Origin of the sequence: Microbacterium sp. LMC-P-041, from assembly GCF_030209555.1 — a bacterium.
Lineage (GTDB): Bacteria > Actinomycetota > Actinomycetes > Actinomycetales > Microbacteriaceae > Microbacterium.
Map to the genome: position 1 here is coordinate 167,150 of NZ_JARVRV010000005.1, position 22,017 is coordinate 189,166.

The 22,017-nt window shown below is 68.7% G+C and carries 22 protein-coding genes and 1 tRNA gene; 18 read left to right on the top strand and 5 right to left on the bottom strand.

The window, feature by feature from the left end; genetic code table 11:
- Positions 1–7 precede the first annotated feature (7 nt).
- A complete protein-coding gene (poxB, locus tag QRN21_RS10935) occupies positions 8–1,732 on the top strand; it encodes a ubiquinone-dependent pyruvate dehydrogenase (RefSeq protein ID WP_285364035.1) in 1,725 nt (574 codons plus the stop codon).
- 18 nt (positions 1,733–1,750) lie between these two features.
- Here poxB and QRN21_RS10940 read toward each other — a convergent pair whose 3' ends face one another.
- The gene (locus tag QRN21_RS10940; protein WP_230100384.1) at positions 1,751–4,549 is read right to left on the bottom strand and encodes a hypothetical protein; all 2,799 of its coding nucleotides are present in this window, start codon (positions 4,547–4,549) and stop codon (positions 1,751–1,753) included.
- Between the two features lie 38 nt (positions 4,550–4,587).
- Complete coding sequence (locus tag QRN21_RS10945; protein WP_285364037.1) at positions 4,588–6,411, bottom strand: HSP90 family protein; 1,824 nt, start codon at positions 6,409–6,411, stop codon at positions 4,588–4,590.
- A 192-nt stretch (positions 6,412–6,603) separates the two neighbouring features.
- Here QRN21_RS10945 and QRN21_RS10950 point away from each other — a divergent pair.
- From QRN21_RS10950 to QRN21_RS10985, 8 genes are all read left to right on the top strand, one after another.
- Positions 6,604–6,676: transfer RNA gene (locus QRN21_RS10950), tRNA-Trp, on the top strand.
- Between the two features lie 39 nt (positions 6,677–6,715).
- Positions 6,716–6,988, top strand: a complete 273-nt coding sequence (secE, locus tag QRN21_RS10955) for a preprotein translocase subunit SecE (RefSeq protein ID WP_053097445.1) — start codon at positions 6,716–6,718, stop codon at positions 6,986–6,988.
- Between the two features lie 41 nt (positions 6,989–7,029).
- Complete coding sequence (gene nusG / locus QRN21_RS10960) at positions 7,030–8,085, top strand: transcription termination/antitermination protein NusG (protein ID WP_056279788.1); 1,056 nt, start codon at positions 7,030–7,032, stop codon at positions 8,083–8,085.
- A 190-nt stretch (positions 8,086–8,275) separates the two neighbouring features.
- Entirely contained in the window at positions 8,276–8,707 is a 432-nt protein-coding gene (gene rplK, locus QRN21_RS10965; protein ID WP_053097443.1) for a 50S ribosomal protein L11, read from the top strand.
- Between the two features lie 11 nt (positions 8,708–8,718).
- Positions 8,719–9,408, top strand: coding sequence for a 50S ribosomal protein L1 (gene rplA, locus QRN21_RS10970; protein ID WP_053097442.1), 690 nt, complete (start codon positions 8,719–8,721; stop codon positions 9,406–9,408).
- A gap of 158 nt (positions 9,409–9,566) precedes the next feature.
- Positions 9,567–10,379 (top strand): amino acid ABC transporter substrate-binding protein, encoded by an 813-nt coding sequence (locus QRN21_RS10975; RefSeq protein ID WP_285364039.1) that lies wholly within the window; start codon positions 9,567–9,569, stop codon positions 10,377–10,379.
- A gap of 3 nt (positions 10,380–10,382) precedes the next feature.
- Positions 10,383–11,048 carry an amino acid ABC transporter permease gene (locus QRN21_RS10980; protein WP_053097440.1) on the top strand — a complete coding sequence of 222 codons (666 nt, stop codon included), beginning with the start codon at positions 10,383–10,385 and terminating at the stop codon, positions 11,046–11,048.
- Entirely contained in the window at positions 11,035–11,856 is an 822-nt protein-coding gene (locus QRN21_RS10985; RefSeq protein WP_285364042.1) for an amino acid ABC transporter ATP-binding protein, read from the top strand. Before QRN21_RS10980 ends, QRN21_RS10985 begins: the two co-directional genes overlap by 14 nt.
- Before the next feature lie 30 nt (positions 11,857–11,886).
- Here the strand turns inward: QRN21_RS10985 and lysE are convergent, their stop codons facing one another.
- On the bottom strand, positions 11,887–12,546 hold the full coding sequence (gene lysE / locus QRN21_RS10990) for an L-lysine exporter (RefSeq protein ID WP_285364044.1): 660 nt from the start codon (positions 12,544–12,546) through the stop codon (positions 11,887–11,889).
- Between the two features lie 71 nt (positions 12,547–12,617).
- Between lysE and QRN21_RS10995 the strand changes: the two genes are divergently transcribed.
- The 6 genes from QRN21_RS10995 to QRN21_RS11020 all read left to right on the top strand — a co-directional run bounded on the left by QRN21_RS10995 (position 12,618) and on the right by QRN21_RS11020 (position 16,756).
- Entirely contained in the window at positions 12,618–13,493 is an 876-nt protein-coding gene (locus QRN21_RS10995; protein ID WP_200955182.1) for a LysR family transcriptional regulator ArgP, read from the top strand.
- 223 nt (positions 13,494–13,716) lie between these two features.
- On the top strand, positions 13,717–14,340 hold the full coding sequence (locus QRN21_RS11000; RefSeq protein WP_053097436.1) for a SipW-dependent-type signal peptide-containing protein: 624 nt from the start codon (positions 13,717–13,719) through the stop codon (positions 14,338–14,340).
- A 2-nt stretch (positions 14,341–14,342) separates the two neighbouring features.
- A complete protein-coding gene (locus QRN21_RS11005) occupies positions 14,343–14,960 on the top strand; it encodes a SipW-dependent-type signal peptide-containing protein (protein WP_056279798.1) in 618 nt (205 codons plus the stop codon).
- A 37-nt stretch (positions 14,961–14,997) separates the two neighbouring features.
- Positions 14,998–15,615 carry a signal peptidase I gene (locus QRN21_RS11010; RefSeq protein WP_285364047.1) on the top strand — a complete coding sequence of 206 codons (618 nt, stop codon included), beginning with the start codon at positions 14,998–15,000 and terminating at the stop codon, positions 15,613–15,615.
- The gene (locus QRN21_RS11015; protein ID WP_053097433.1) at positions 15,612–16,253 is read left to right on the top strand and encodes an LAVTG motif-containing sortase-dependent surface protein; all 642 of its coding nucleotides are present in this window, start codon (positions 15,612–15,614) and stop codon (positions 16,251–16,253) included. Before QRN21_RS11010 ends, QRN21_RS11015 begins: the two co-directional genes overlap by 4 nt.
- Positions 16,250–16,756: a hypothetical protein gene (locus QRN21_RS11020; RefSeq protein WP_056279802.1), complete on the top strand. Its 507-nt coding sequence runs from the start codon at positions 16,250–16,252 to the stop codon at positions 16,754–16,756. Before QRN21_RS11015 ends, QRN21_RS11020 begins: the two co-directional genes overlap by 4 nt.
- 21 nt (positions 16,757–16,777) lie before the next feature.
- On the opposite strand, the gene QRN21_RS11025 is transcribed toward QRN21_RS11020, so the two are convergent.
- Both QRN21_RS11025 and QRN21_RS11030 read right to left on the bottom strand, forming a co-directional pair.
- The gene (locus QRN21_RS11025) at positions 16,778–17,470 is read right to left on the bottom strand and encodes a YqaJ viral recombinase family protein (RefSeq protein WP_053097431.1); all 693 of its coding nucleotides are present in this window, start codon (positions 17,468–17,470) and stop codon (positions 16,778–16,780) included.
- An 86-nt stretch (positions 17,471–17,556) separates the two neighbouring features.
- Positions 17,557–18,921 carry a glucose-6-phosphate dehydrogenase gene (locus tag QRN21_RS11030; protein ID WP_285364051.1) on the bottom strand — a complete coding sequence of 455 codons (1,365 nt, stop codon included), beginning with the start codon at positions 18,919–18,921 and terminating at the stop codon, positions 17,557–17,559.
- Between the two features lie 51 nt (positions 18,922–18,972).
- On the opposite strand from QRN21_RS11030, the gene QRN21_RS11035 reads away from it, so the two are divergent.
- The 3 genes from QRN21_RS11035 (at position 18,973) to rplL (ending at position 21,911) form a co-directional block, all read left to right on the top strand.
- Positions 18,973–20,766, top strand: a complete 1,794-nt coding sequence (locus QRN21_RS11035; protein WP_285364053.1) for a glycoside hydrolase family 15 protein — start codon at positions 18,973–18,975, stop codon at positions 20,764–20,766.
- 230 nt (positions 20,767–20,996) lie between these two features.
- Positions 20,997–21,485 carry a 50S ribosomal protein L10 gene (gene rplJ / locus QRN21_RS11040; protein ID WP_053097428.1) on the top strand — a complete coding sequence of 163 codons (489 nt, stop codon included), beginning with the start codon at positions 20,997–20,999 and terminating at the stop codon, positions 21,483–21,485.
- A 48-nt stretch (positions 21,486–21,533) separates the two neighbouring features.
- Positions 21,534–21,911 (top strand): 50S ribosomal protein L7/L12, encoded by a 378-nt coding sequence (gene rplL, locus QRN21_RS11045; protein WP_042539579.1) that lies wholly within the window; start codon positions 21,534–21,536, stop codon positions 21,909–21,911.
- Positions 21,912–22,017: the final 106 nt, after the last annotated feature.

The window sequence follows — 22,017 nt, forward strand, 5'->3', positions numbered from 1 at the left end:
TGGAAGCATGGCAACCGTCGCAGCGAACATCGTCAAGACCCTCCGCGCCAACGGGATCGACCGTGTCTACGGCCTCCCGGGCGACTCCCTCAACGGGTTCACCGACGCCCTCCGGAAGGACGGCGGCATCCGCTGGGTGCACGTGCGGCACGAGGAGTCTGCGGCCTTCGCGGCGGCGGCCGATGCGTCGCTCACGGGTGAGCTCGCGGTGGTCGCCGGTTCGTGCGGTCCGGGCAACCTGCACCTGATCAACGGACTCTTCGACGCGAACCGCTCGCGGGTGCCGGTGCTGGCGATCGCCGCGCACATCCCCACCACCGAGATCGGCACCGGGTACTTCCAGGAGACCCACCCGCAGGAGCTCTTCCGCGAGTGCAGCGTCTACGTCGAGTACGTCGCCGACCCCAAGCAGATGCCGCGCCTGTTGGAGATCGCGATGCGCGCCGCCATCGAGCAGCGCGGGGTCGCGGTGCTCGTGATCCCGGGCGACGTCGCGCTCTCGGAGATCGCCGACGACCGAGCCGTGGTCATCGAACGCTCCCACCCCGTGATCGTGCCGAGCGGAGACGAGCTCGCGCGCGCCGCGACGCTGCTCAACGCCTCGAAGAAGACAACGATCCTCGCAGGCGCGGGTGTCGAGGGGGCTCACGACGAGGTCATCGCACTCGCCGACCGACTCGGTGCGCCGATCGTGCACGCGCTCCGGGGCAAGGAGTTCATCGAGTACGACAACCCGTTCGACGTCGGCATGACGGGGCTGCTCGGCTTCGCCTCCGGCTACCGGGCGATGGAAGCCGCCGACACGCTGCTGGTGCTGGGCAGCGACTTCCCCTACGAGCAGTTCTATCCCGAGCACGCCACGACGATCCAGGTCGACATCCGCGGCTCGCAGCTCGGCAGACGGCATCCGCTCGATCTGGGCCTGGTCGGCGACGTCGGCGCGACCGTCACGGCGCTGCTGCCGCGACTCGCCGAGACGAAAGACCGCGGTCACCTCGACGACTCCACCGCGCACTATCGCAAGACCAGGGCCAAGCTCGACGACCTCGCGACGCCGACCAAGGCGGGCCGCCCCATCCATCCGCAGTACCTCGCCCGGCTGCTCGATGAGCAGGCCGCGGATGACGCGATCTTCACCGCCGACGTCGGCTCGCCCACCGTGTGGGCCGCCCGCTATCTGTCGATGACCGAGAACCGACGCCTGATCGGCTCGTTCACACACGGGTCGATGGCGAATGCGCTGCTGCACGGCATCGGCGCGCAGGTCTCGCATCCGGATCGTCAGGTCGTCGCGCTCGCCGGCGACGGAGGGCTCGCGATGATGCTGGGCGAACTGCTCACGCTCACGCAGAACAAGCTGCCCGTGAAGACCGTCGTCGTGAACAACTCGTCGCTGAACTTCGTCGAGCTCGAGATGAAGGCCGCGGGCTTCGTCAACTACGGCACCGCGCTCGACAACCCGAGCTTCGCGGCCATCGCCGAGGCCATGGGGATCTTCGCCCGTCGGGTCGAGAACAGCGAGGACCTGCCGGATGCCGTCCGCGAGGTGCTCGCGCATGACGGCCCTGCGCTGCTCGACGTCGTGACCGAGCGCCAGGAGCTGTCGATGCCCCCGGCCATCGAGGCCGAGCAGGTCAAGGGCTTCGCTCTGTACGCGATCCGCACGGTGATGTCGGGCAAGGGAGACGAGCTGCTCGACCTCGCGCGGGCCAACTGGCGTCAGTTCCTCTGAGTCAGCAGTTCCTCTGAGTCAGCTGTCGAGGAGTGCCCGCACCTCGGTCGCCTCGCCGTGGCGTCCGAGCGCCTCGAGCACGTTGCCGAGTTCGAGCGCCGAGACCTGCTGCAGCGGCGGGTAGCCGTCGGAGTGCTCGAGGGCGCTACGGTAGATCGGCACGGAGTCCGCAGCCCGGTCGTCGCCGACCAGCAGACGGGCGGCGAACAGCTCGGAGCCGCCGGCCGAGCCCGCATCCCCGATCGCCGCGAATCCGTCGGCCGCGGTGAGCGCAGCGGCGACGGCCTCGTCGGTGCGGCCGAACTGGGCGAGCGCCCGGCCCCGCGAGTCGGTGACGTCGGCGAGCAGCCACGCCGCCTCGTGCTCGTGAGCGAGCGCGGCGACCTCGTCGAAGAGGGCGAAGGCGCGGTCGTCCTGCGTGGCCGCATAAGCCTGTCCGAGGTTGTGCAGCACGTCAGCGAGGGCGCCGACCGCCTCGGGGGCCCGGCGCACGATCTCGGATGCCGATTCGAGTGTCGCGATCGCCTCCGCGTGCTCGTCGAACCGGGCGAGGATCTTGGCGCGCTCGGTCAGCGCCATCGCCTGGTCGGCATGCTCCTCCGCCTCGCCGAACAACTCGCCCGCATACCCGAATGCGCCGACAGCCTGTCCGAACTCGCCGGCCGATCCGAGGGCGCGCGCGAGAAGAGACGCCGTCATCGCTCGGGAGGCGGCGGGCACCTCGGCCTGCTCTTCGCGCTCGAGCACCTGTCCGAACAGCTCGGCCGCCACCTCGGCGTCCCCGGCCGCGAGCATCGCGCGCGCGAGCCGGAAGTCCGCGCCCGCCTGGTCGCCGCCCTCCTGCGCGACGAGCCGCGAGGTGACCCGGTAGCGGGTGACGGCCTTCTCGGGGTCGCCCGCGTCCTCCCAGAGCGCCCCCGCGAGCAGGTGCGCGGCGGCCAGGGCCGTGGTCGCACCGAGCCCGGCGAGAAGACGGGTCGCCTCGTCGGCATCCGCAGCGCCCTCCGCGAACGACTCGCTTCCGCCGCGCACCTTCGCGCGCGTCTGCAGCGCCTGCGCGCGATGACCGATGCTGAGATCGTCCTGGGCCAAGAAGCGATCGAGCAGAGCGGATGCCGCTTCGATGTCGCCCTTCTGCAGCACGGCCGAGATGGCGACGAGCGTCGTCGTGTTCGAGAGGCGCGCGTCCTCGGCCTCGGCGAAGGCGCGAGCCGCGATCTCCGCCATGTCGAGGGCGGCGCCGGGTTCATCCGCGTGCAGGTGCAGCGACGCGCGGCTGATCGCCAGGTCTCCGCGCGACCATGCGGGCAGAGCGTCCGTGTTCGCGAGCTCGTCCTCGAGCGCCGCCGCAGCCTCGGGGGTGTTCAGGCCGAAGGTCGCGAGACCGAGGCGCAGTTCGAGATCGGCCTGTGCGTCGAGGCCTGCGGCGCGCAGGGCATCGATCCGCGCGGGCAGCAGGTCGGCGGCCTCTTCTGCTCGGTCGAGGGCGATCAGGATGCCGAGGCGCATCGACAGGAGCTCGGCGAGCTTCGAGGGGTCCTCGACGCTCAGCGCGTGCGGCAGGGCCCGCAACGTCTCGTGCTCCGCGCCGAACTGGGCGAGGTTCATGACCCGTTCGAACCACGCGTCGGGATCGTCGGGTGTCGCCGCGTCCGGAGCCGTGACGAAGGCATCCGAACGGATGGGCACGTCGTAGTGCTCGTCGGCGAGAGCGCGCAGGCGGGTGAGGCTGCGGGCGTGGCCCTCGGTGCCGTCCCGCAGATCGAAGTCCGAGCCGATGCGCTCGGCGGCAGCCCACGCGGTGGCGGCGAGTTCGGCGGCGCCCCAGGCTCCGTCGTGCTCGCCGAAGAACTCCTCGAGCGCGGGGGAGTCGGCACCGCGCACCGTGGCATCGCCGTGACCCGCCGCGGTCACACGATCGAGGGCGAAGGCGAACGCCGCCAGCGCGGCGAAGTGGGCATCGACGTTGAGTCCGTCGTGAGCGAGCCAGCCGATGTGACGCTCGACCTGCGCGAGCGCGCGTGCCTCGTTGCCGGTGAGGGCGGCGAACACGATGTTGTGGGCGACGATCCGCAGGTTGTCCGGGTTGTCCTTCGCGAGCCGGTAGCTGCGCAGGTGCGCGCTCCTCGCCTCGTCGAAGCGCCCGGCACGAAGGTAGGGCACGAGCACGCGTGACAGTGCGTGCTCGGGCTCCTCGCCGCACGAGAAGCCGCCTTCGAGCATCTCCTCGACGAGTCGGATGGCCTCGGCATCCCGATCGGTCTCGGCGAAGAAGCCGGCGAACTGGCTGCGTCCGCAGGCGTCGCAGTGGCTGTGGTCGTCTCGGGGTGTGGCCTCGAGCTGCGCGCGCAGAGCCTCGGCGTCGTCGAGTCGACCGGCGTCCCAGGCGTCTTCGAATCGGGCCGTGAGCACTCCGCTCATGCCGAGCCCTGCCTTGCGATAGTGCGTCTCCATGTCGTCGAGGACCGCGGTGATCTGCTCGGTCGAGAACGCGGGCGACGAACGCAGAGAAGACGCCATCCATTTGAACTGCCACATCAGATCGGCGCCGCCGTAGTCGAGGTCGGCGGGGAAGCGCTGCGGGTCGGAGTCGTGTCGGGCGAGGCACCACGCGAACGAGTTCAGCATCACATCCGTCGCGCCGTTCATGTTCGCGGAGGCGGTCTGCCTCATCCGCGCCTCGTACTCGAGCCGCTCGTCGCCGAGCTCGACGGCGAGCGAGACGGCATCCGCCACCAGCGCCTGCTCCGCCGGACCCCAGGGCGTGCGGTCGATCTCTTCGATGAGCTGAGAGAAGCGCTTCTTCGGACTGGTCATGGGGGATCCTTCGAACGGAGCGAGCGGTCGGAGCGAGATCACGGGGCGTCGTCGAAGGGGATCGAATCCGCTTCGATGCCGGCGGACAGCGAGACGAGGTCCGAGAGCGCGGTCGACATGAGTGCGCGATCGGCGTCGGAGAGCGGATGGTGTCCCGCCAGCAGCGCCTGGATGTAGAGCAGCTGCACGGTGCGGGCGAACACCGCGTCGTCCTGCACGCGGACGAGCGCGCGCACGACGCGGTTCGACCAATTCAGGCACAGGCGCGCGCTGAGATCGTCGTCGCGGGAGGCGGAGAGGGTCGAGTCGATGCGGTCGAGCACCCCGCCCCACAGCGATCCGGTGATGCCCTTCGTGCGGCCGCGGTCGATCCTGCGCAGCACCTCAGGGTCGGCGACGTACAGCGCTGCGAGTTCGGGCTGGTCGATCGACCGCACGGTGACGGAGCAGCCGGATGCGGTCAGCACGCCGCCGGCGCGGGCCTCGAGGGCCAGCGCGGCGTCGCGGTCGTCCAGCGGCGGAGGGTCGAGACGATCGAGCTCCCCGGCCACGTCGACGAGTTCGATCGTCACGTGCGGGTAGAGCTCCGGCAGCATCCGCACGAGGTCCGCGTCGTACAGGTAGCCGCCGTTGACCAGCACCTCGGACCCGGGGGAGATCCCTGCGACCTGGCGGAACTCGTCGACCGACTGCGCGAATCGCACGTGCGGGTATCGTTCGACGAGGTCGCCGATGCGCATCGTTCCGTGGGTGGTCTCGAGGGTCAGCCAGCGCGTGATGAACTGCGCGAGCTCGTCGTCGTGCCGCACCAGCGACTTCAGACCGACCTCGTGGATCGCCACGAACTGGGCGAGTCTGTGCGGTTCGCGCAGGCCCAGCTCGAGCACCCAGCGGCGGATGCCGGCACCGAGCTGCTCGCGCACACGCTCGAGGGCCGCGTCGTCGACGAGCGATTCGCGGCTCGCCGTCGGGGCGAGGCCGGTCGAATCGACCACGGCGCGCACGAAGAACGCCCATTCGGGCAGCACGTCGTCGACCCGCTCGCCCAGGAGCATCCTGCCGAGATACATGCGCGTCGCCTGGCGGGCGCCCGGCGGGGGAGCGTAGGGCAGGACGTAGGCGAGTCCCCGTGTGCCGGTGGCCGGCTCGCTGAGCTCGATCACGTCGAGCGGGCTCGCACCGAGCAGGTCGCGCCCGTACTGCACGGCGCCGTCGATGTCGTCGGCGGGGTCGAGGAACGGCGCGCGCCGGGTGATGTCGATGTCGCCGCTCGGAGAGTCGAGGATCACCCGCACGGGGAGGAACTCGGCGAAGGCGGTGGCCAGCTCTCGCACGGCCGCGGGGCGCAGCAGCTCGTCGGCGTCGAAACGAGGGCGGAGATGCACACTCGTGCCGATCGGCAGATCGTCGTCGATCTCCACGACGCGGAAGGTCCCGTCCGCGCTGCCCGTCCACTCGACGGCCGGGCCGCCCCGGACGCTGCGCGAGCGGATGACGATCGAATCGGCGACCATGAAGCAGCTCAGCAGGCCGATGCCGAACTGACCGAGGTAGTCGCTGCGCGGGAGGCCGAAGATGTCGCGCTTCGAGCTGCGGCCGACCGTGGCGAGCAGATCCCCCACCTCGGCGGCGGTCAGGCCGATCCCGTCGTCGCGCAGGACGAACTCGCCCGTGGTGTCCGTCAGCGCGGTGATGCGGATGCTCCCGCCCTGCCCGTCGACCTCGCGCCGTGCGGTGATCGCATCGCGGGCGTTCTGCAGCAGTTCGCGCAGATACACGCGAGGACTCGAGTAGATGTGGCGGCTCAGGAGGTCGACGACACCGCGCAGGTCCACCTGGAACTGCTGCACGTCAGCGCTCACTGCGCCCCCTCCCGTTTCGTCCGCCCGCCGAGCCTAACAACAACGACGAGAGCGGGCCCGGTTCGGCGCTGACCGACGGATGCCGTATGCTTGACGAGCAGTTGTTGTCTGCATTCTTTCGCCGTGCCCCGGTCCTTGCGGTCGGGTAACGATGGCAGGATGGAGATGACACCCCGAGACCTCCCGGTCTCTAGGGCGGTAGCTCAATTGGCAGAGCAGCGGTCTCCAAAACCGCAGGTTGCAGGTTCGATTCCTGTCCGCCCTGCGCGTCAGCACACGCTGACACACGAAAGGTACATTCAGGATGGATCAGGACGAACCGCGCGGCGAGGTCGTCGCGGCCGGCGCCACCCGCGAGAAGAAGCGTGGCATCGTGGGCTTCTTCGGAGGCATCGCTCTGTTCTTCCGTCAGGTCATCGCCGAGCTGCGCAAGGTCGTCACGCCGACCCGCAAGGAACTGGTCAAGTTCACCGCAGTGGTGCTCGTCTTCGTTCTCATCGTCATGGGCATCGTCTACGGACTCGACACCCTGTTCGCCTGGGTCACGCACATCGTCTTCGGGGTCCCGGGCGCCTGACGCCCTCGCGGCCCTGGCCGCAGTGATTGGAAAGAAACAACGTGTCTGAACGATATTCCGACGACGCCGACTGGGCGACTGCTGCTGAGCAGTCCAGCGAAGAGGACGAGGCCCAGGAGGGCAACGTGCTCGCTGCGGAAGAGCAGTCGGTCACCTCGGCCGAACATGTCGCCCTCCACATCGAGGACGTCGACGGAGACGCCGACGCCGATGTGCAGGACGACGACAACGACATCGAAATCGACGACCCGGAGGCGGACGCGATCGTGAACGACGCTCTCAACCTGGACGAAGCGGCCGAGTCTGAGGCTGCCGCTGAGGTCCTGAACGATTCTGTGGCGGAAGAGACCGCCGAGCTCGAGGCCGCTGAGGCCGACGAGGTCACCCCTTACGACGGACCCGACATCAACGGCGACGATGACGCCGTGGCCGAGTCCGACGACGATGAGTCCGAAGAGGGCGACGACGCCGAGGAAGACCCGTATGAGGCGTTCCGCCTCGACCTGCGGATGCTTCCGGGCAAGTGGTACGTCATCCACTCCTACGCCGGATTCGAGCGCAAGGTCAAGGCCAACATCGAGCAGCGCAAGTCGACGCTCGAGGTCGAGGACGAGATCTATCAGATCGAGGTCCCGATGGAAGACGTGGTCGAGATCAAGAACGGCCAGCGCAAGATGGTCACCCGCGTGCGCATCCCCGGCTACGTGCTCGTGCGCATGGAGCTCACCGAGGACACCTGGTCGGTCGTGCGTCACACGCCTGGCGTCACCGGCTTCGTGGGCAACGCCCACAACCCGACGCCGCTGCGCTTCGAAGAGGCCTTCAACATGCTGAAGTCGCTCGTCGAGGTCAAGGACGTCCCGACCGCCAAGAACATCGCGTCGAAGGGCGGCCTCGCCGTCGCTCGTCCGCTTCCGGCCGAGGTCGACTTCGAGGTCGGCGAGACCATCACGATCAAGGAGGGCTCGTTCGCGGGTCTTCCCGGTTCGATCAGCGAGATCAAGCCCGAGAGCGGCAAGCTCACGGTGCTCGTGTCGCTCTTCGAGCGCGAGACCCCGGTCGAGCTGTCGTTCGACCAGGTCACGAAGATGGTCTGACCTACGCTCTCCGAGAACGGCCGTCCCATTCGGGGCGGCCGTTCTCGCGTTCCCGGGCCCGCTCCGCATCAGGTAGACTTGTCTGGTTTGTGTGCCGCTTCGGCGTGCGCGCAGACGACCGCAGCCCGGAGATGCCGGGTTCGCGGGAGAGCGGATGCAACCGGCATCCGTTCGATGAAAGGAAGAGGATATGGCACCGAAGAAGAAGGTGACCGGCCTGATCAAGCTTCAGATCAACGCCGGTGCAGCCAACCCGGCGCCGCCGATCGGCCCCGCGCTCGGTCAGCATGGCGTCAACATCATGGAGTTCTGCAAGGCGTACAACGCCGCGACCGAGTCGCAGCGCGGCAACGTCATCCCCGTCGAGATCACCGTCTACGAGGACCGCAGCTTCACGTTCATCCTGAAGACCCCGCCGGCCGCGGAGCTCATCAAGAAGGCCGCCGGCGTGCCCAAGGGCTCGTCGACGCCGCACACGGTCAAGGTGGCGAAGATCACCAAGGACCAGGTCCGTCAGATCGCCGAGACCAAGCAGGCCGACCTGAACGCGAACGACATCGAGGCTGCCTCGAAGATCATCGCCGGCACCGCCCGTTCCATGGGCATCACGGTCGAGGGCTGAGGAGAATAATCATGGCTACGAAGTCCAAGGCTTACAAGGCTGCCGCCGAGAAGATCGAGGCAGACCGTTTCTACACTCCCACCGAGGCAGTCGCCCTCGCCAAGGAGACCGGCTCGTCGAAGTTCGACTCGACCGTCGAGGTCGCGCTGAAGCTCGCCGTCGACCCCCGCAAGGCAGACCAGATGGTGCGCGGCACCGTCATCCTGCCCCACGGCACCGGTAAGACCGCCCGCGTCATCGTCTTCGCCACCGGCCCCGCGGCCGAGGCAGCGATCGCCGCAGGTGCAGATGAGGTCGGCGGCGCCGAGCTCATCGAGAAGGTCGCCGCAGGCTGGACCGCGTTCGACGCGGCCGTCTCGACCCCGGAGCTCATGGGCCAGGTCGGTCGTCTCGGAAAGGTCCTGGGTCCGCGTGGACTCATGCCGAACCCGAAGACCGGCACCGTGACCCCCAACACGGCCAAGGCCGTCGAGGAGATCAAGGGCGGAAAGATCGAGTTCCGCGTCGACAAGCACGCCAACGTGCACTTCGTCGTGGGCAAGTCGTCGTTCTCGGCCGAGCAGCTCGACGAGAACATCGGCGCAGCGCTCGAGGAGATCGTCCGCCTCAAGCCGTCGAGCTCGAAGGGCCGTTACATCCAGAAGGGCGCCGTGTCGACCACGTTCGGCCCCGGCATCCCGCTGGACGTCAACGCCATCTGAGTGTGATTCCGGAAAGGCCCCCGCATTCTGCGGGGGCCTTTCTGCGTGCAGTACGACATCGGACGTCATCGGATGTTGGGATGCCGGTCCGATGCCGCGTACTGTGAATGAGTTCCGCGTCACAGCACTCGCGCCTCACCGCACCCCAGGAGGGTCACATGTCCCGTCGCATCATCGCCGTCACCGCACTGGTCGTCGCCGCAGCAGCACTCACCGCGTGCAGCGGAAGCACCACGCCTGCCGACAGCAGCTCGAGTGAGAGCGGATCCGGCTTCGGCCTCGTCACGGACGGCACGCTGACGGTCGCCACCGAGGGCACGTACCGTCCGTTCAGCTTCCACGATGACGGCGGAACCGGCGACCTGACCGGATTCGACGTCGAGATCATCCAGGCGGTCGCCGACAAGCTCGACCTCGAGGTCGAGTTCCAGGAGACCCAGTGGGATGCGATCTTCGCCGGTCTCGACGCGGGCCGTTTCGACGTGATCGCCAACCAGGTGAGCATCAATGAGGAGCGCCAGGAGAAGTACCTGTTCAGCACCCCGTACACCGTCTCGCCGGGAGTCATCGTCGTCGCCGAGGACGACGACTCGATCTCGTCGTTCGACGACCTCGAGGGCAAGACGACGGCGCAGTCTCTCACCAGCAACTGGTACGAGCTGGCCACCGAGTCCGGTGCCACCGTCGAAGGCGTCGAGGGGTGGGCGCAGGCCGTCGAGCTGCTGCGTCAGGGCCGCGTCGATGCGACCGTCAACGACAAGCTGACCTTCCTCGACTATGAGACCACCAACAGCCCGTCCGGCCTGAAGATCGCCGCCGAGACCGACGAGGCCGGTGAGCAGGCATTCGTCTTCACCAAGGACAAGACGGACCTCGTCGAGGCGATCGACGGCGCTCTGGAAGAGCTGCGTGCCGACGGCACCCTGGCCGAGATCAGCGACAAGTACTTCGGCGAAGACGTGACCCAGTAGCCCATGGAGAATCCCTGGCAGCTGTTCTTCGACTCGCTCGGACCGATCGCCCTCGCGGGGGTGACGGTGACGGTTCCGCTCGCGCTGATCTCTTTCGCGCTGGGTCTCGTGCTCGCCATCGGCGCAGCGCTGATGCGGATCTCGGTCAATCCCGTGCTGTCGGGCATCGCCAGGTTCTACATCTCGGTCATCCGCGGCACGCCGATGATCGTGCAGCTGTTCGTGATCTTCTACGGGCTCGGATCGATCGGACTCAAGCTGGATCCCTGGACCAGCGCGATCATCGCACTGTCGCTGAACGTCGGCGGGTACGGAGCCGAAGTGGTGCGCGCCGCCATCCTCTCCGTCCCGAAGGGGCAGTGGGAGGCGGCGTACACGGTCGGCATGAATCGCACGCGCACACTCACGCGGGTGATCCTTCCCCAGGCAGCGCGGGTCTCGGTGCCTCCGCTGTCCAACACGTTCATCTCGCTGGTGAAGGACACGTCGCTGGCCTCGCTGATCCTCGTCACCGAGCTCTTCAAGGTGGCGCAGCAGATCGCGGCGGCGACCCTGGAGTTCATGGTCGTCTACCTGGCTGCCGCGCTCGTGTACTGGGTGATCTGCCTGGTGCTGTCGTTCGGCCAGAGCGCACTCGAGAGGAGACTCGATCGCAATGTCGCTCACTGATCCGGCGCACTCACCCAGGTCCACAGCCGACGCCCTGCTCACCGCCCGCGGCCTTCACAAGCGCTTCGGCGACAACGAGGTGCTCCGCGGCATCGACCTCACGCTGCACCGCGGAGAGGTCGTCGTGCTGATCGGTCCGAGCGGATCGGGCAAGACGACGGTGCTGCGTGCGCTCAACGGGCTCGAGACGCCGGATGCCGGGACCATCGTCGTGGCCGGGGGCCCTGACATCGACTTCGCCCCGTCGGATCCGGTGTCGAAGCGCACGCGCGCGCAGAAGCGTCTCGCGCTGCGCGATCGGTCGGCGATGGTCTTCCAGCATCACAACCTCTTCCCGCACTTCTCGGTGCTCGAGAACGTGATCGAGGGACCATGGCGGGTGCAGGGCAGACCCAAGGCCGAGGTGGTCGCCGAGGCCCGCGTCCTGCTCGCCCGCGTGGGGCTCGCCGACAAGGCCGATGCTCGACCTCACGAGCTCTCCGGCGGTCAGCAGCAGCGGGTCGGCATCGTCCGCGCTCTCGCGCTGCGTCCCGATCTCCTGCTGTTCGACGAGCCGACGAGCGCACTCGACCCCGAGCTCGTGGGGGAGGTCCTGCTCGTGATCAAGGAGCTCGCCGACGAGGGGTGGAGCATGGTCGTGGTGACGCATGAGCTGAGCTTCGCGCGCGAGGCGGCGGATCATGTGCTCTTCATGGACGCGGGTGTGGTCGTCGAGCAGGGCGCGCCGGCCGATATCTTCGGCGCGCCGCAGCACGAGCGCACCCAGAGGTTCCTCACTCGCATCCTTCGGCCCCTCGACGGCGACTGACGGGCGTCCGCTCACGTCTGCGACGCAGGGTCAGCCGCCGAGCACCGGCAGCACCAGGCTGACAGCCAGGGTGATCATGACGACGGCGATCAGCGCGTCGAGGATGCGCCACGCTCGTTCCGTGCGCAGCCAGCGGCCGAGATAGCGGGCGCCGAACCCCAGCGCGGTGAACCACAGGATGCTGGCGGCGATCGCTCCGGCGGCGAACAGCCAGCGCTCGTCGCCGTGCGTCGCGGCGATCGACCCGAGCATCAGGACCGTGTCGAGGTAGACGTGCGGGTTCAACCAGGTCAGGGCGAGAGCCGTCGCGATCACGGGAGCGAGCGCGGTGCGGGTCGCCGTCGTGGTTCCGCCGCCCGACCCGGGCGCCGAGCCCTCCGCAGCGGTCCGGTCGACTCGCAGCTCTTCGCCGCCCCTCCAGGCGCGGCGGGCGGCGAGGATGCCGTAGGCCAGGAGGAACAGGGCCCCCGCCCAGCGCGCGACGACCACGAGCCACGGGGCTGCGGAGATGACGAAGCCGAGTCCCGCGACGCCGGCGGCGATGAGCAGGGCGTCGGACACGGCGCAGATGATGACGACGGGCAGGACGTGCTCTCTGCGGATGCCCTGACGGAGGACGAACACGTTCTGCGCGCCGATGGCGACGATCAGGGAGAGGCCGAGTCCGAGACCCGAGAAGACGGAGAGCATGAGTCCACGGTACGGATGGCACGGACATGAGCACCAGCGATGATTCCTTGTGCGCCATTAGCATGGCTAATGTGAAGATCGATCCGGAGCTTGCCGCCACTGTCGCCGCCGTGGCCGACGAGGGAACCCTCGACGCGGCGTCGCGGGTGCTGCGGGTGACTCCTTCCGCCGTGAGCCAGCGGCTCAAGACGCTCGAGGAGCAGCTCGGACGGGTCCTCGTCGTGCGCACCAAGCCTGCCCGTCTCACCGAGGCGGGCGAGGCTGTCGTGCGGCTCGCACGACAGCTGGCACTCCTCGAGCACGATGCCCTCGCAGGACTCGGCCTCGAGGGCGACGAGGCGCCCCGCACCCGCATACCGCTCGCCGTGAACGCGGACTCGATGGCGACGTGGTTCCTGCCTCCGCTCGCACGGCTCTCGGCAGCCCACGACCTCGACTTCGACCTGCACCGCGACGACCAGAACTTCACGGCTCGGCTGCTCGAGTCCGGCACGGTGATGGCGGCGGTCACGAGTGAGGCGGCGCCGGTCGCCGGGTGCTCCGTCGCACCGCTCGGCGTGCTGGAGTATCACGCGATGGCAGAACCGGCGTTCGCTGATCGCTGGTTCTCCTCCGGTGTCACCAGAGAGGCGTTGAGCGCGGCGCCCTTCGTCGACTTCGACAGACGAGACACGCTTCAGCACGAATGGCTCGAGCGGATGGGGGTCGCGCACCACGGGGCCCCTCGGCACTACGTGCCCGCGTCGCACGACTACGCGCTCGCCGTGCGGCTCGGCCTCGGATGGGGGATGCTGCCGCTCCTGCAGAAGGAGCGCGAGCTCGTGCCGCTCGGCGGGCCGCCGCTGCGAGTCAGGCTGTACTGGCAGCAGTGGAACCTGCGCTCCGCGCTGCTCGACACCATCGCGGCCGAAGTCTCCGTCGAGGCGCAGCGTGTTCTCGCGAGCTGAGCTGCAGCTCTGGACGAACTGCAACCATCCGATCGGTCGCAGAAACCGATAGACGTTTCTGCGCAATTCGTGAGCCGGAATGCGCAATCGTGACATGGAAGTCCTTGAACAGGCGCAGGAAGTGGACAAAGCTGTCGGGAACGACACGAGTACCGGATGCGGGCCGCGAAGGGCGACCATCCCCAGCCATCTGCGTCTCGTGAGATTCCTGAGGGGGAATGTCATGGCTGAGAAGGACACGCAACGCAAGGTTCTGGCAGTGCTCGCCGGTGGGCTGGTGCTCGGCGTCGGAATCGGGGTGACGCTCGCTGCATGGAACGACTCCGAGTTCGCGACCGGCACCTTCACCGCAGGCTCGTTCAATCTGGAGGGATCCACGACGAGCGCGACCGACGGGTACGACGATCACAACGTCGATCTGGGGGACACTGCAGCGGCGCTCGTCTTCCAGCTGCCCGCCGTGGCGTCGTCGATGTCTCCGGGCGACGTCGTCTACGCACCGTTCTGGGTGCGTCTCGACAGCACGACCACCAACGGCGCCACGCTGGTGCCGTCGGGGATCACCGCGGGCACGGGTGGCAACGAGGCCAACCTGTCGTACACCGTGACGGCCATCGACGCGGGCGACGTGTGCGACGCCACGGCGGCAGGAACCGTCGTCGCGACGGGCACCACATTGAGCGCTCAGACCGGAGCCACGTCGGTTCCTCTCGCTGAGGGCGCACCGGCAGGGACGGCGGGAACGCCTGTGCAGTTGTGCTTCGCGGTGACCGCGGGCGCCGGTCTCACGCAGGGCGCCGCCGCGACCGCGACCTGGGAGTTCACGGCCACCTCGACTGCGGACTGATCATGGCCGACACCCGCAGAGGCATGCGGGAGGGGAAGCGACTGCTCTCCCGTCGGATACGCGCTGTGCTCGCGGGCGGGCTGGTGTTCGGCGTCGGCGCGACGATGACCCTGGCCGCCTGGAACGATTCCGAATACGGCAATGCGACCTTCACCGCCGGGCGGTTCGACATCGTCGGGGCGACAGACGGTGCCACGTTCTCGAGCCACCCGGTGGGCACCCCGGCGGCGCTGTCGTTCAGCGCACCGTTCTCGGCCATGGCTCCCGGCAACACCACGTACGCGCTGTTCAGCGTGCGGACCGCGAATCCATCGGTGGCCGGCACGCTGCAGCTCAGCGTGACGTCGACGGCGGGAACCGGGCTCGGCACCTACCTGCGATACGGAGTGAGGGCCATCGCGGGGACGGCCTGCAACAGCACGACCTACACGGCCGGGACGGCTGTCGTTCCCGACAACTCGCTGCTGTCGGTCGGCGGCACCGGCACCCAGGCGGTCGCGGCCAACGGCGGAACGACCGTGAACTACTGCTTCGCAGTGACGTTGCCGGCAGCGACCGACAACGGCGCGCAAGGGCTGACGGCGATCCAGACATGGCAGATCGCCGGAGTGTCGAGCTGACGTGCGGGCAGAGCATCGGATGACGTGAGGAGGAGACATGAGTGCACCGACGAGGCGCAGCCTGCGTGAACAGGCGACGGTCGATGATGCGTCCGCGTCGCCGGCACCCGCCGCGGCGTCCTCGCGAGGCACTCTCGGGAGGGCGCTCGCCGATGTCCTCCTCTGGCTCGCCGCCGCCGCAGGGGTCATCTGCATCGTGCTCGTGATCGTCGCCTTCACGGCGAACATCACCCTCATCATGTTCCGCACGGGATCGATGGCGCCGACGATTCCCGCCGGTTCCGTGGCGGTGGTCCAGAGCGTCCCGGCATCCGAGGTGCAGGTCGGCGACGTCGTCACCGTCGATCGAGCAGGCGATCTGCCGGTCACGCACCGCATCACCTCGATCGCTCCCGGTGCGAGTGCGGACGAACGGGTGATCACGATGCGCGGAGACGCGAACGCGGCCGACGATCCGTATCCGTACACCGTGCAGACCGTTCGGATCGTGCTGTTCTCGATCCCCGGCATCGCGACCGTGATCGTCGCGATGGGCGATCCGTACGTGCTGGGCGGACTCACGATCGGCGCGACGGTCCTCGTCGTCTGGGCGTTCTGGCCGCGCTCCCGGAAGGAGAGTCGTGAGCAGATCGATCCGGCGGGAGTCGACCGATGAACCGGCGGGTGGCGTGCGTCGCGGGTGCCTGTGCGGTCGTCTGCGCAGCGCTCGTCGCGGTGAGTCCCGCGTGGGCGGCACCCTCGACCGAGGTCGTGCAGGGGCAGGTGCTGCGGCTGGTCTCCGTCGCCGACTGGGATGCCGCGTCGAGCCTCCTGCCTGGCCAGCCCGTGCAGTGGGATGTGACGGTGAGCGCGGAGGCACCGGACCCCGGGACCGTGGCGGTAGGAGTCAGTGCGAGCGGCGGTGCGGCGCTGGTGATGGACGTGCTCCGCTGTGCGCAGGAGTGGGATGAGAGCGGATGCCGGGGAGGCGCGACCACACTCGAGTCCGGCTGGTCGATACCTCGTGACGGCCTCGAGGTACCGCTCGTCGAGATGGCCGACACAGAGGTGGCCCACCTCAGGCTCGTCATCGCGTTGGACGGCGCGGACGACGGCAGCACCCAGGTGCGCGTGCATGCACGCGGCGCCGGAGAGTCCGCGACGGTCGGACCGGACGGCGGGCTGGCGACGACGGGCGGTGCGCCCTTCGCTCCCTGGGCGATCGGCGGGGCGCTGGCCCTGGTGGCCGGTGGTGCCGCGCTGAGTGCGACCCGGCGCCGCCGCAGCACCGGAGCTCACCGAGGCGAGTCGTGATCGTGCGGCGGCAGCGCGTCCTGGCCGGAGTCGCCGGCGCGGCGCTGCTCTGCGGAGTGGCCCTCGCGCCGCCGGCGCAGATCACCGACGCGGCATTCACCGACCCGGAGTACGGTCGAGCCACGATCACGGCGTTCCGCGTTCCCCCCGCCACGATCATCGCCTGCACGGTGGCGAACAACGGTCTGGGCGTCTTCCAGAACGTCCGGCTCGTGTGGACGTCGGTGTATCCCGCCAGCGGGGTCAGGCTCACACTCACCCAGGGAGCGACGACAGCAGTGGTCCCGGCGGCGAACATCACCACGACAGGTCCTGCCGGCGGCCTCTACACCCACACCGCCGTCCTCACTCAGAGTCTGCTCGCCAGCCTCATCTCCAACCTTCTCGGCAGCACCACGACATTGACGGTGACCAACCTCCTGGCCGGTACGTCCTGGGTGTCGGCCGGGACCTCGCGCCAGCTGTCGATCGCGCTGCTCGGGCTCAACGCATCCTGCACGTGAGTTCGTGCGGTGCGGACCGGCTCAGTCGGCGAGTGCGAGAGCGCGGAACGCATCGCGCTCGCGCAGGTGCTCGCGCCGGCTGGCGGCGGCGGCCGCCGCGGCATCCGCGATGCGGGTCGGCACCTGCTGACCGGTGGTGCGCCGGTAGAGCTCGTCGATGAGATCTGTGGCGAGGCCGACGAGCTTCGCGATCTCGCGGTCGTCGCGGTCGATCCAGACGCAGCGGGGTTCGTCATGGATGGGGGAGAAGTCGACGTGCTCCTCCCAGACGAAGAGCGTGCGCTCGGCGCCCAGCACGTGCTGCTGCCACCACACCTGACGCAGGTAGGTGCGGGGGATGCCGCGGAACGCCTTGTTCGTGGTCTTGATCTCCGCGAGCTTCACGCGACCGTCGGCGTCGACGGCGATACCGTCGGGAGTCGCGAGATGGCGGTGCTCGACCTCGGCGCGGAACAGGGCGGAGGAGGGGAGGATGCCGTGGGTCGCCGCCACCCAGGCGGCGATCTCGGGCTCGCGGCGGCGTCCGTGATCGGTGTAGGCGTTGCCTCCGAACCGGGGCCCGCCGCCGAGCTTGGAGTCGGCGGCGCGGGCGATGGACCGCTCGCTCGTGAGGCCGGCGACATCCGTGGCGGTGATCCCACGGGACCGTGCCCGCATCCAGGCGACGCGGTCGCGGGAGTCCGCGACGATGCGAGCTTGGAGTTCGGGGGTCACCTATCGAGGGTAACCCCGGTCGCCGACTCTCCCTCCCGCACACGCCGCCCGGGGCGTTCCCTCGGGCGTTCGACCCCGGCAGAGACTCAGCTGTGCGTCGGCCACGCCTCCGGGCCGGCGGATCCGGCGACGTAGTCGTCGAGCGGCACATCGCCCCGCTGCCACGCCTCGAGGATGGGGGCGACGATCCGCCACGACTGCTCGGCGGCGTCTCCCCGCACGGCGAGCATCGGATCCCCGTCGAGGACGCCGGACAGCACCTCGGCGTACGCCTTGAGCGCGCCCTCGCCGAGCTCCGCGGACAGGATCGCGCGTTCCAGCTCGAGCGGGTCCTCGGATGCGTTCAGGTTCAGCTCGAGCGACATCCGGTCGGGACCGAGCGAGAAGCGCAGCACCGCTCCGTCGGACGTGCCGGTGAGCCCGCGGGGCAGATGGCGGACAGGACGGAAGCGCACGACGATCTCTCTGGCGGGCGTTCCGAGGGCCTTGCCGGAGCGGAGCCGGAACGGGATTCCCGCCCAGCGCGCGTTGCGGACCTCGAAGGTCGCCTCGGCGAGCGTCTCGGTCTCCCGACCCGGGTCGACGCCGGGTTCGTCGACGTACGAGGGCTTCGCGATGCCGTCGATCTCTCCCGCGGTGTAGCGGGCGCGGCGAGACGACCCGGCGGCGTCGTCGCCCCACACGGCGGTCGCGCGGAGCACCGCGCCGGTCGCGGCGCGGAAGTCGACCTCATCGAGGGTGGCGGGCTCTTCCATCGCGAGCACCGCGAGCACCTGGAGCAGATGACTCTGGATCATGTCGACCAGTGCGCCGGCCTTGTCGTAGTAACCCGCACGCCCCTCGAGCGCCAGCGCTTCGTCGTAGACGATGTCGATGGACTCGATGCTCTCCGCAGACCAGAGCGGTTCGAGGATGCGGTTCGCGAACCGTGCGCCGAGGAGGTTCAGCGTGGTCGAGCGACCCAGGAAGTGGTCGACGCGGAACACCTGGGTCTCGGGCACGAGGGCGGTGAGGATGCGATTCAGCTCGCGGGCGCTCGACTCGTCGGTGCCGAACGGCTTCTCCATCACGAGCATCGCGCCCGCGGGCAGCATGTCGGGCGTGAGTGCGGCGATGCACGCCGCCGCCACGGCCGGAGGCACTGCGAAGTAGAGGGCCACGCGGCCGGTGAGGCCGCCGAGCAACGCACGCAGATCGTCGGCGCGCGTGATGTCGGTGCGGGCGTAGGTGACGTCGACACGGGCTGCCGCGTCCTCGGCGTCCATCGAGGCGAAGGCCGTGTCGACGACGGCCCGCAGCTCGGCATCCGTCCACTCCTCGCGATCGGCGCCGACGATCCGCACCGAACGCGCGGGTTCTCTCTTCAGCAGCTGGCCCAGAGCGGGCAGGAGGAGCCGAGAGGTGAGGTCGCCACCTGCACCGAGGATCACCAGCGTCGTCGCATCGGTCATGTTCTCACCGTAATCGCTCCGACCCTCGGGTGAACATGCCAGACTCGGTCGATGCCCGCTCCGATCGAGGACTACGCCCTGCTCAGCGACTGCCGCACCGGCGCGCTCGTCTCGCGAGACGGCAGCATCGACTGGCTGTGCCTTCCGCGTTTCGATTCGTCCTCGGTGTTCGGCGCTCTCCTGGGCGACCCCGGTCACGGATGCTGGACGCTGCGCCCGAGCGATGCCGGGGCGACATCGACGCGGTTCTACCTCTCGGACACCTTCATCCTGGTCACCCGGTGGGAGACGGCGGAGGGCGTCGCGGAGGTGCACGAGTTCATGCCGATCCAGCCGACCCGCACCGAGGTCGTCCGCAGGGTCGTCGGCGTCTCGGGCAGCGTCGAGTTCGACACCGAGCTGCGCCTGCACTTCGACTACTCCCGTCGGCTGCCGTGGGTGCGGCAGGTCGGCACTCCGGATCACCCGGCGCTGCATGCGACGGCCGGGCCCGAGTCGGTGATCGTGCGCGGCGTGCGATTCCACGCCGAGGACCATCGGCACCGGGCGACGGTGACGGTCGGCCCCGACGAGATCCGTGACCTCACGCTCAGCTGGTTCCTCTCATATGAGCACGCGCCGAAGCCGCTCGACGTCGAAGAGGCGATCGCCGGGACGCGGGCCTGGTGGCAGGGATGGGCGAGCGGGATCCGCCACGACGGCCCGCATCGCGACGCCGTCGTCCGCTCTCTGCTGGTGCTGCGTGCGCTCACCAACAAGGACACCGGAGGCATCGTCGCCGCGGCCACGACCTCGCTGCCCGAGGACTTCGGCGGCTCGCGCAACTGGGACTACCGCTTCGTCTGGCTGCGGGATGCCGCGCTGACGCTCGAGGCGCTGATCGCTCATGGCTTCCTCGCCGAAGCGCATCAGTGGCGTCGCTGGCTGCTCCGGGCCGTCGCGGGGGAACCGCGGGAGGTGCAGATCATGTACGGGATCGCCGGGGAGCGCGATCTCCTCGAGCGCGAGCTGACCAGTCTCCCCGGTTATGACGGTTCAGCGCCGGTGCGCATCGGCAACGGGGCCGTCGACCAATACCAGGGTGATGTGATCGGCGAGGTCCTGGTCGCTCTCGAGGCGGCCAGGATCGCGGGTCTGGAAGAGGGGGACTTCTCCTGGCCCTTGCAGCGCGCGCTCGTCGAGCAGGTGATCGCGTCGATCGATCGCCCCGACAACGGCATCTGGGAGATCCGGGGCGAGCCGCAGTGGTTCACGCACTCGCGGGTCATGATGTGGGCCGCGCTCGACCGGGGAGTCCGTGCCGTGCGGGAGCATGGTCTCGCCGGCGATGCCGAGCGATGGGAGGGCGTGCGCGATCGCCTGCGTCGCGAGATCGACGACCGCGGTGTCGATGCGGAGGGCGGCCACTTCGTCCAGCACTACGGATCCGGCGACGTCGATGCCTCGCTGCTGCTGCTGCCGCAGGTCGGGTACTGCGCCGCCGACGATCCGCGCATGCTGCGCACCGTCGCCGAGATCGAGAGTCGCCTGCTCGTGAACGGATTCGTGCGGCGCTATCGCACCGAGTCCGGGGTCGACGGACTCGGTGGAGGGGAGCATCCCTTCATCGCCTGCAGCTTCTGGCTCGTCGAGCAGTATGCGGCGAGCGGGCGCACGGGCGACGCGCAGAACCTCATGGCCGGAGTGATGGCGATGGCGAACGATCTCGGCCTGCTCTCGGAGGAGTACGACGTCGGACACCAGCGGCAGGCCGGCAACACTCCGCAGGCACTCTCGCACCTGAGTCTCATCCGGGCCGCCGACGCACTCGCCGGGCACCGGGGACGCGCGGCGCACCGGGACTGACGTCCGATTTGAGGGTCGGCGGTCGATGAGGTAGCCTGGGAACAACCGAAGACCGCTGGTCATCGTCGTGCGTGAGAACGCGAGGCGATCGAAGCTCTGCTCAGCAGGGGCCCGCGCAGGACACGAACTTTCAGAGCTCCGTGCGCTTGCGCCGGAGCTTTTCTGTTGCATGCGGTCAGGGGTCGGCGCCTCACCTCCGTGAGGCGCCTCGTACACACCAAGGAGTGACCATGGCGCAGAAGGACGCATCGGTTGCCGAGCTCACGAAGTCATTCGAGAACTCGACTGCCGTTCTGCTGACCGAGTACCGCGGTCTGACGGTTGCCCAGCTCAAGGAGCTGCGCAACAGCATCCGTCAGGACGCTGAGTACGCCGTGGTGAAGAACACGCTGACCAAGATCGCCGCCAACAAGGCTGGCATCACCGCGCTGGACGACGACCTCAAGGGTCCGTCGGCTGTCGCGTTCGTGCATGGCGACTTCGTCGCCACTGCCAAGGCTCTTCGTGACTTCGCCAAGGCCAACCCGCTTCTCGTGATCAAGTCCGGCATCTTCGAGGGCAACGCCCTCTCTGCCGACGAGGTCAACAAGTACGCCGCGCTCGAGAGCCGTGAGGTTCTGCTGGCGAAGGCTGCGGGCATGATGAAGGCGACGATGGGCAAGGCTGCTGCCACCATCGATGCTCTTCGCGAAAAGCTGGAGACCGCTGAGGCCGCGTGAGCGACCCACGATCTCGTTCAACAAACCCACCTATCTAGGAGATACATCATGGCTAAGCTCACCACTGAGGAGCTGCTCGAGCAGTTCGCAGGCCTGACCCTCGTCGAGCTCAACGACTTCGTCAAGGCGTTCGAGGAGAAGTTCGAGGTCACCGCTGCTGCCCCCGTCGCCGTTGCAGGCGCAGGCGGCGGCGCTGCTGAAGAGGTTGAGGAGAAGGACTCCTTCGACGTCATCCTCGAGGCTGCCGGCGACAAGAAGATCCAGGTCATCAAGACCGTCCGCGAGCTCACCTCGCTCGGTCTCGGCGAGGCCAAGGCCGTCGTCGACGGTGCTCCCAAGGCCGTGCTCGAGGGCGCGAACAAGGAAGCAGCCGAGAAGGCCAAGGCTGCCCTCGAAGAGGCAGGCGCCACGGTTACCCTCAAGTAATCCGTTCCAGGTCGCGGCGTGATGCCTCGCCCTGGAAGCGTCTGAACGCTTCACGAAAGCCCCGGGTCCGCCCGGGGCTTTCGTGCGTCCGGGGCGCAGATCCGCA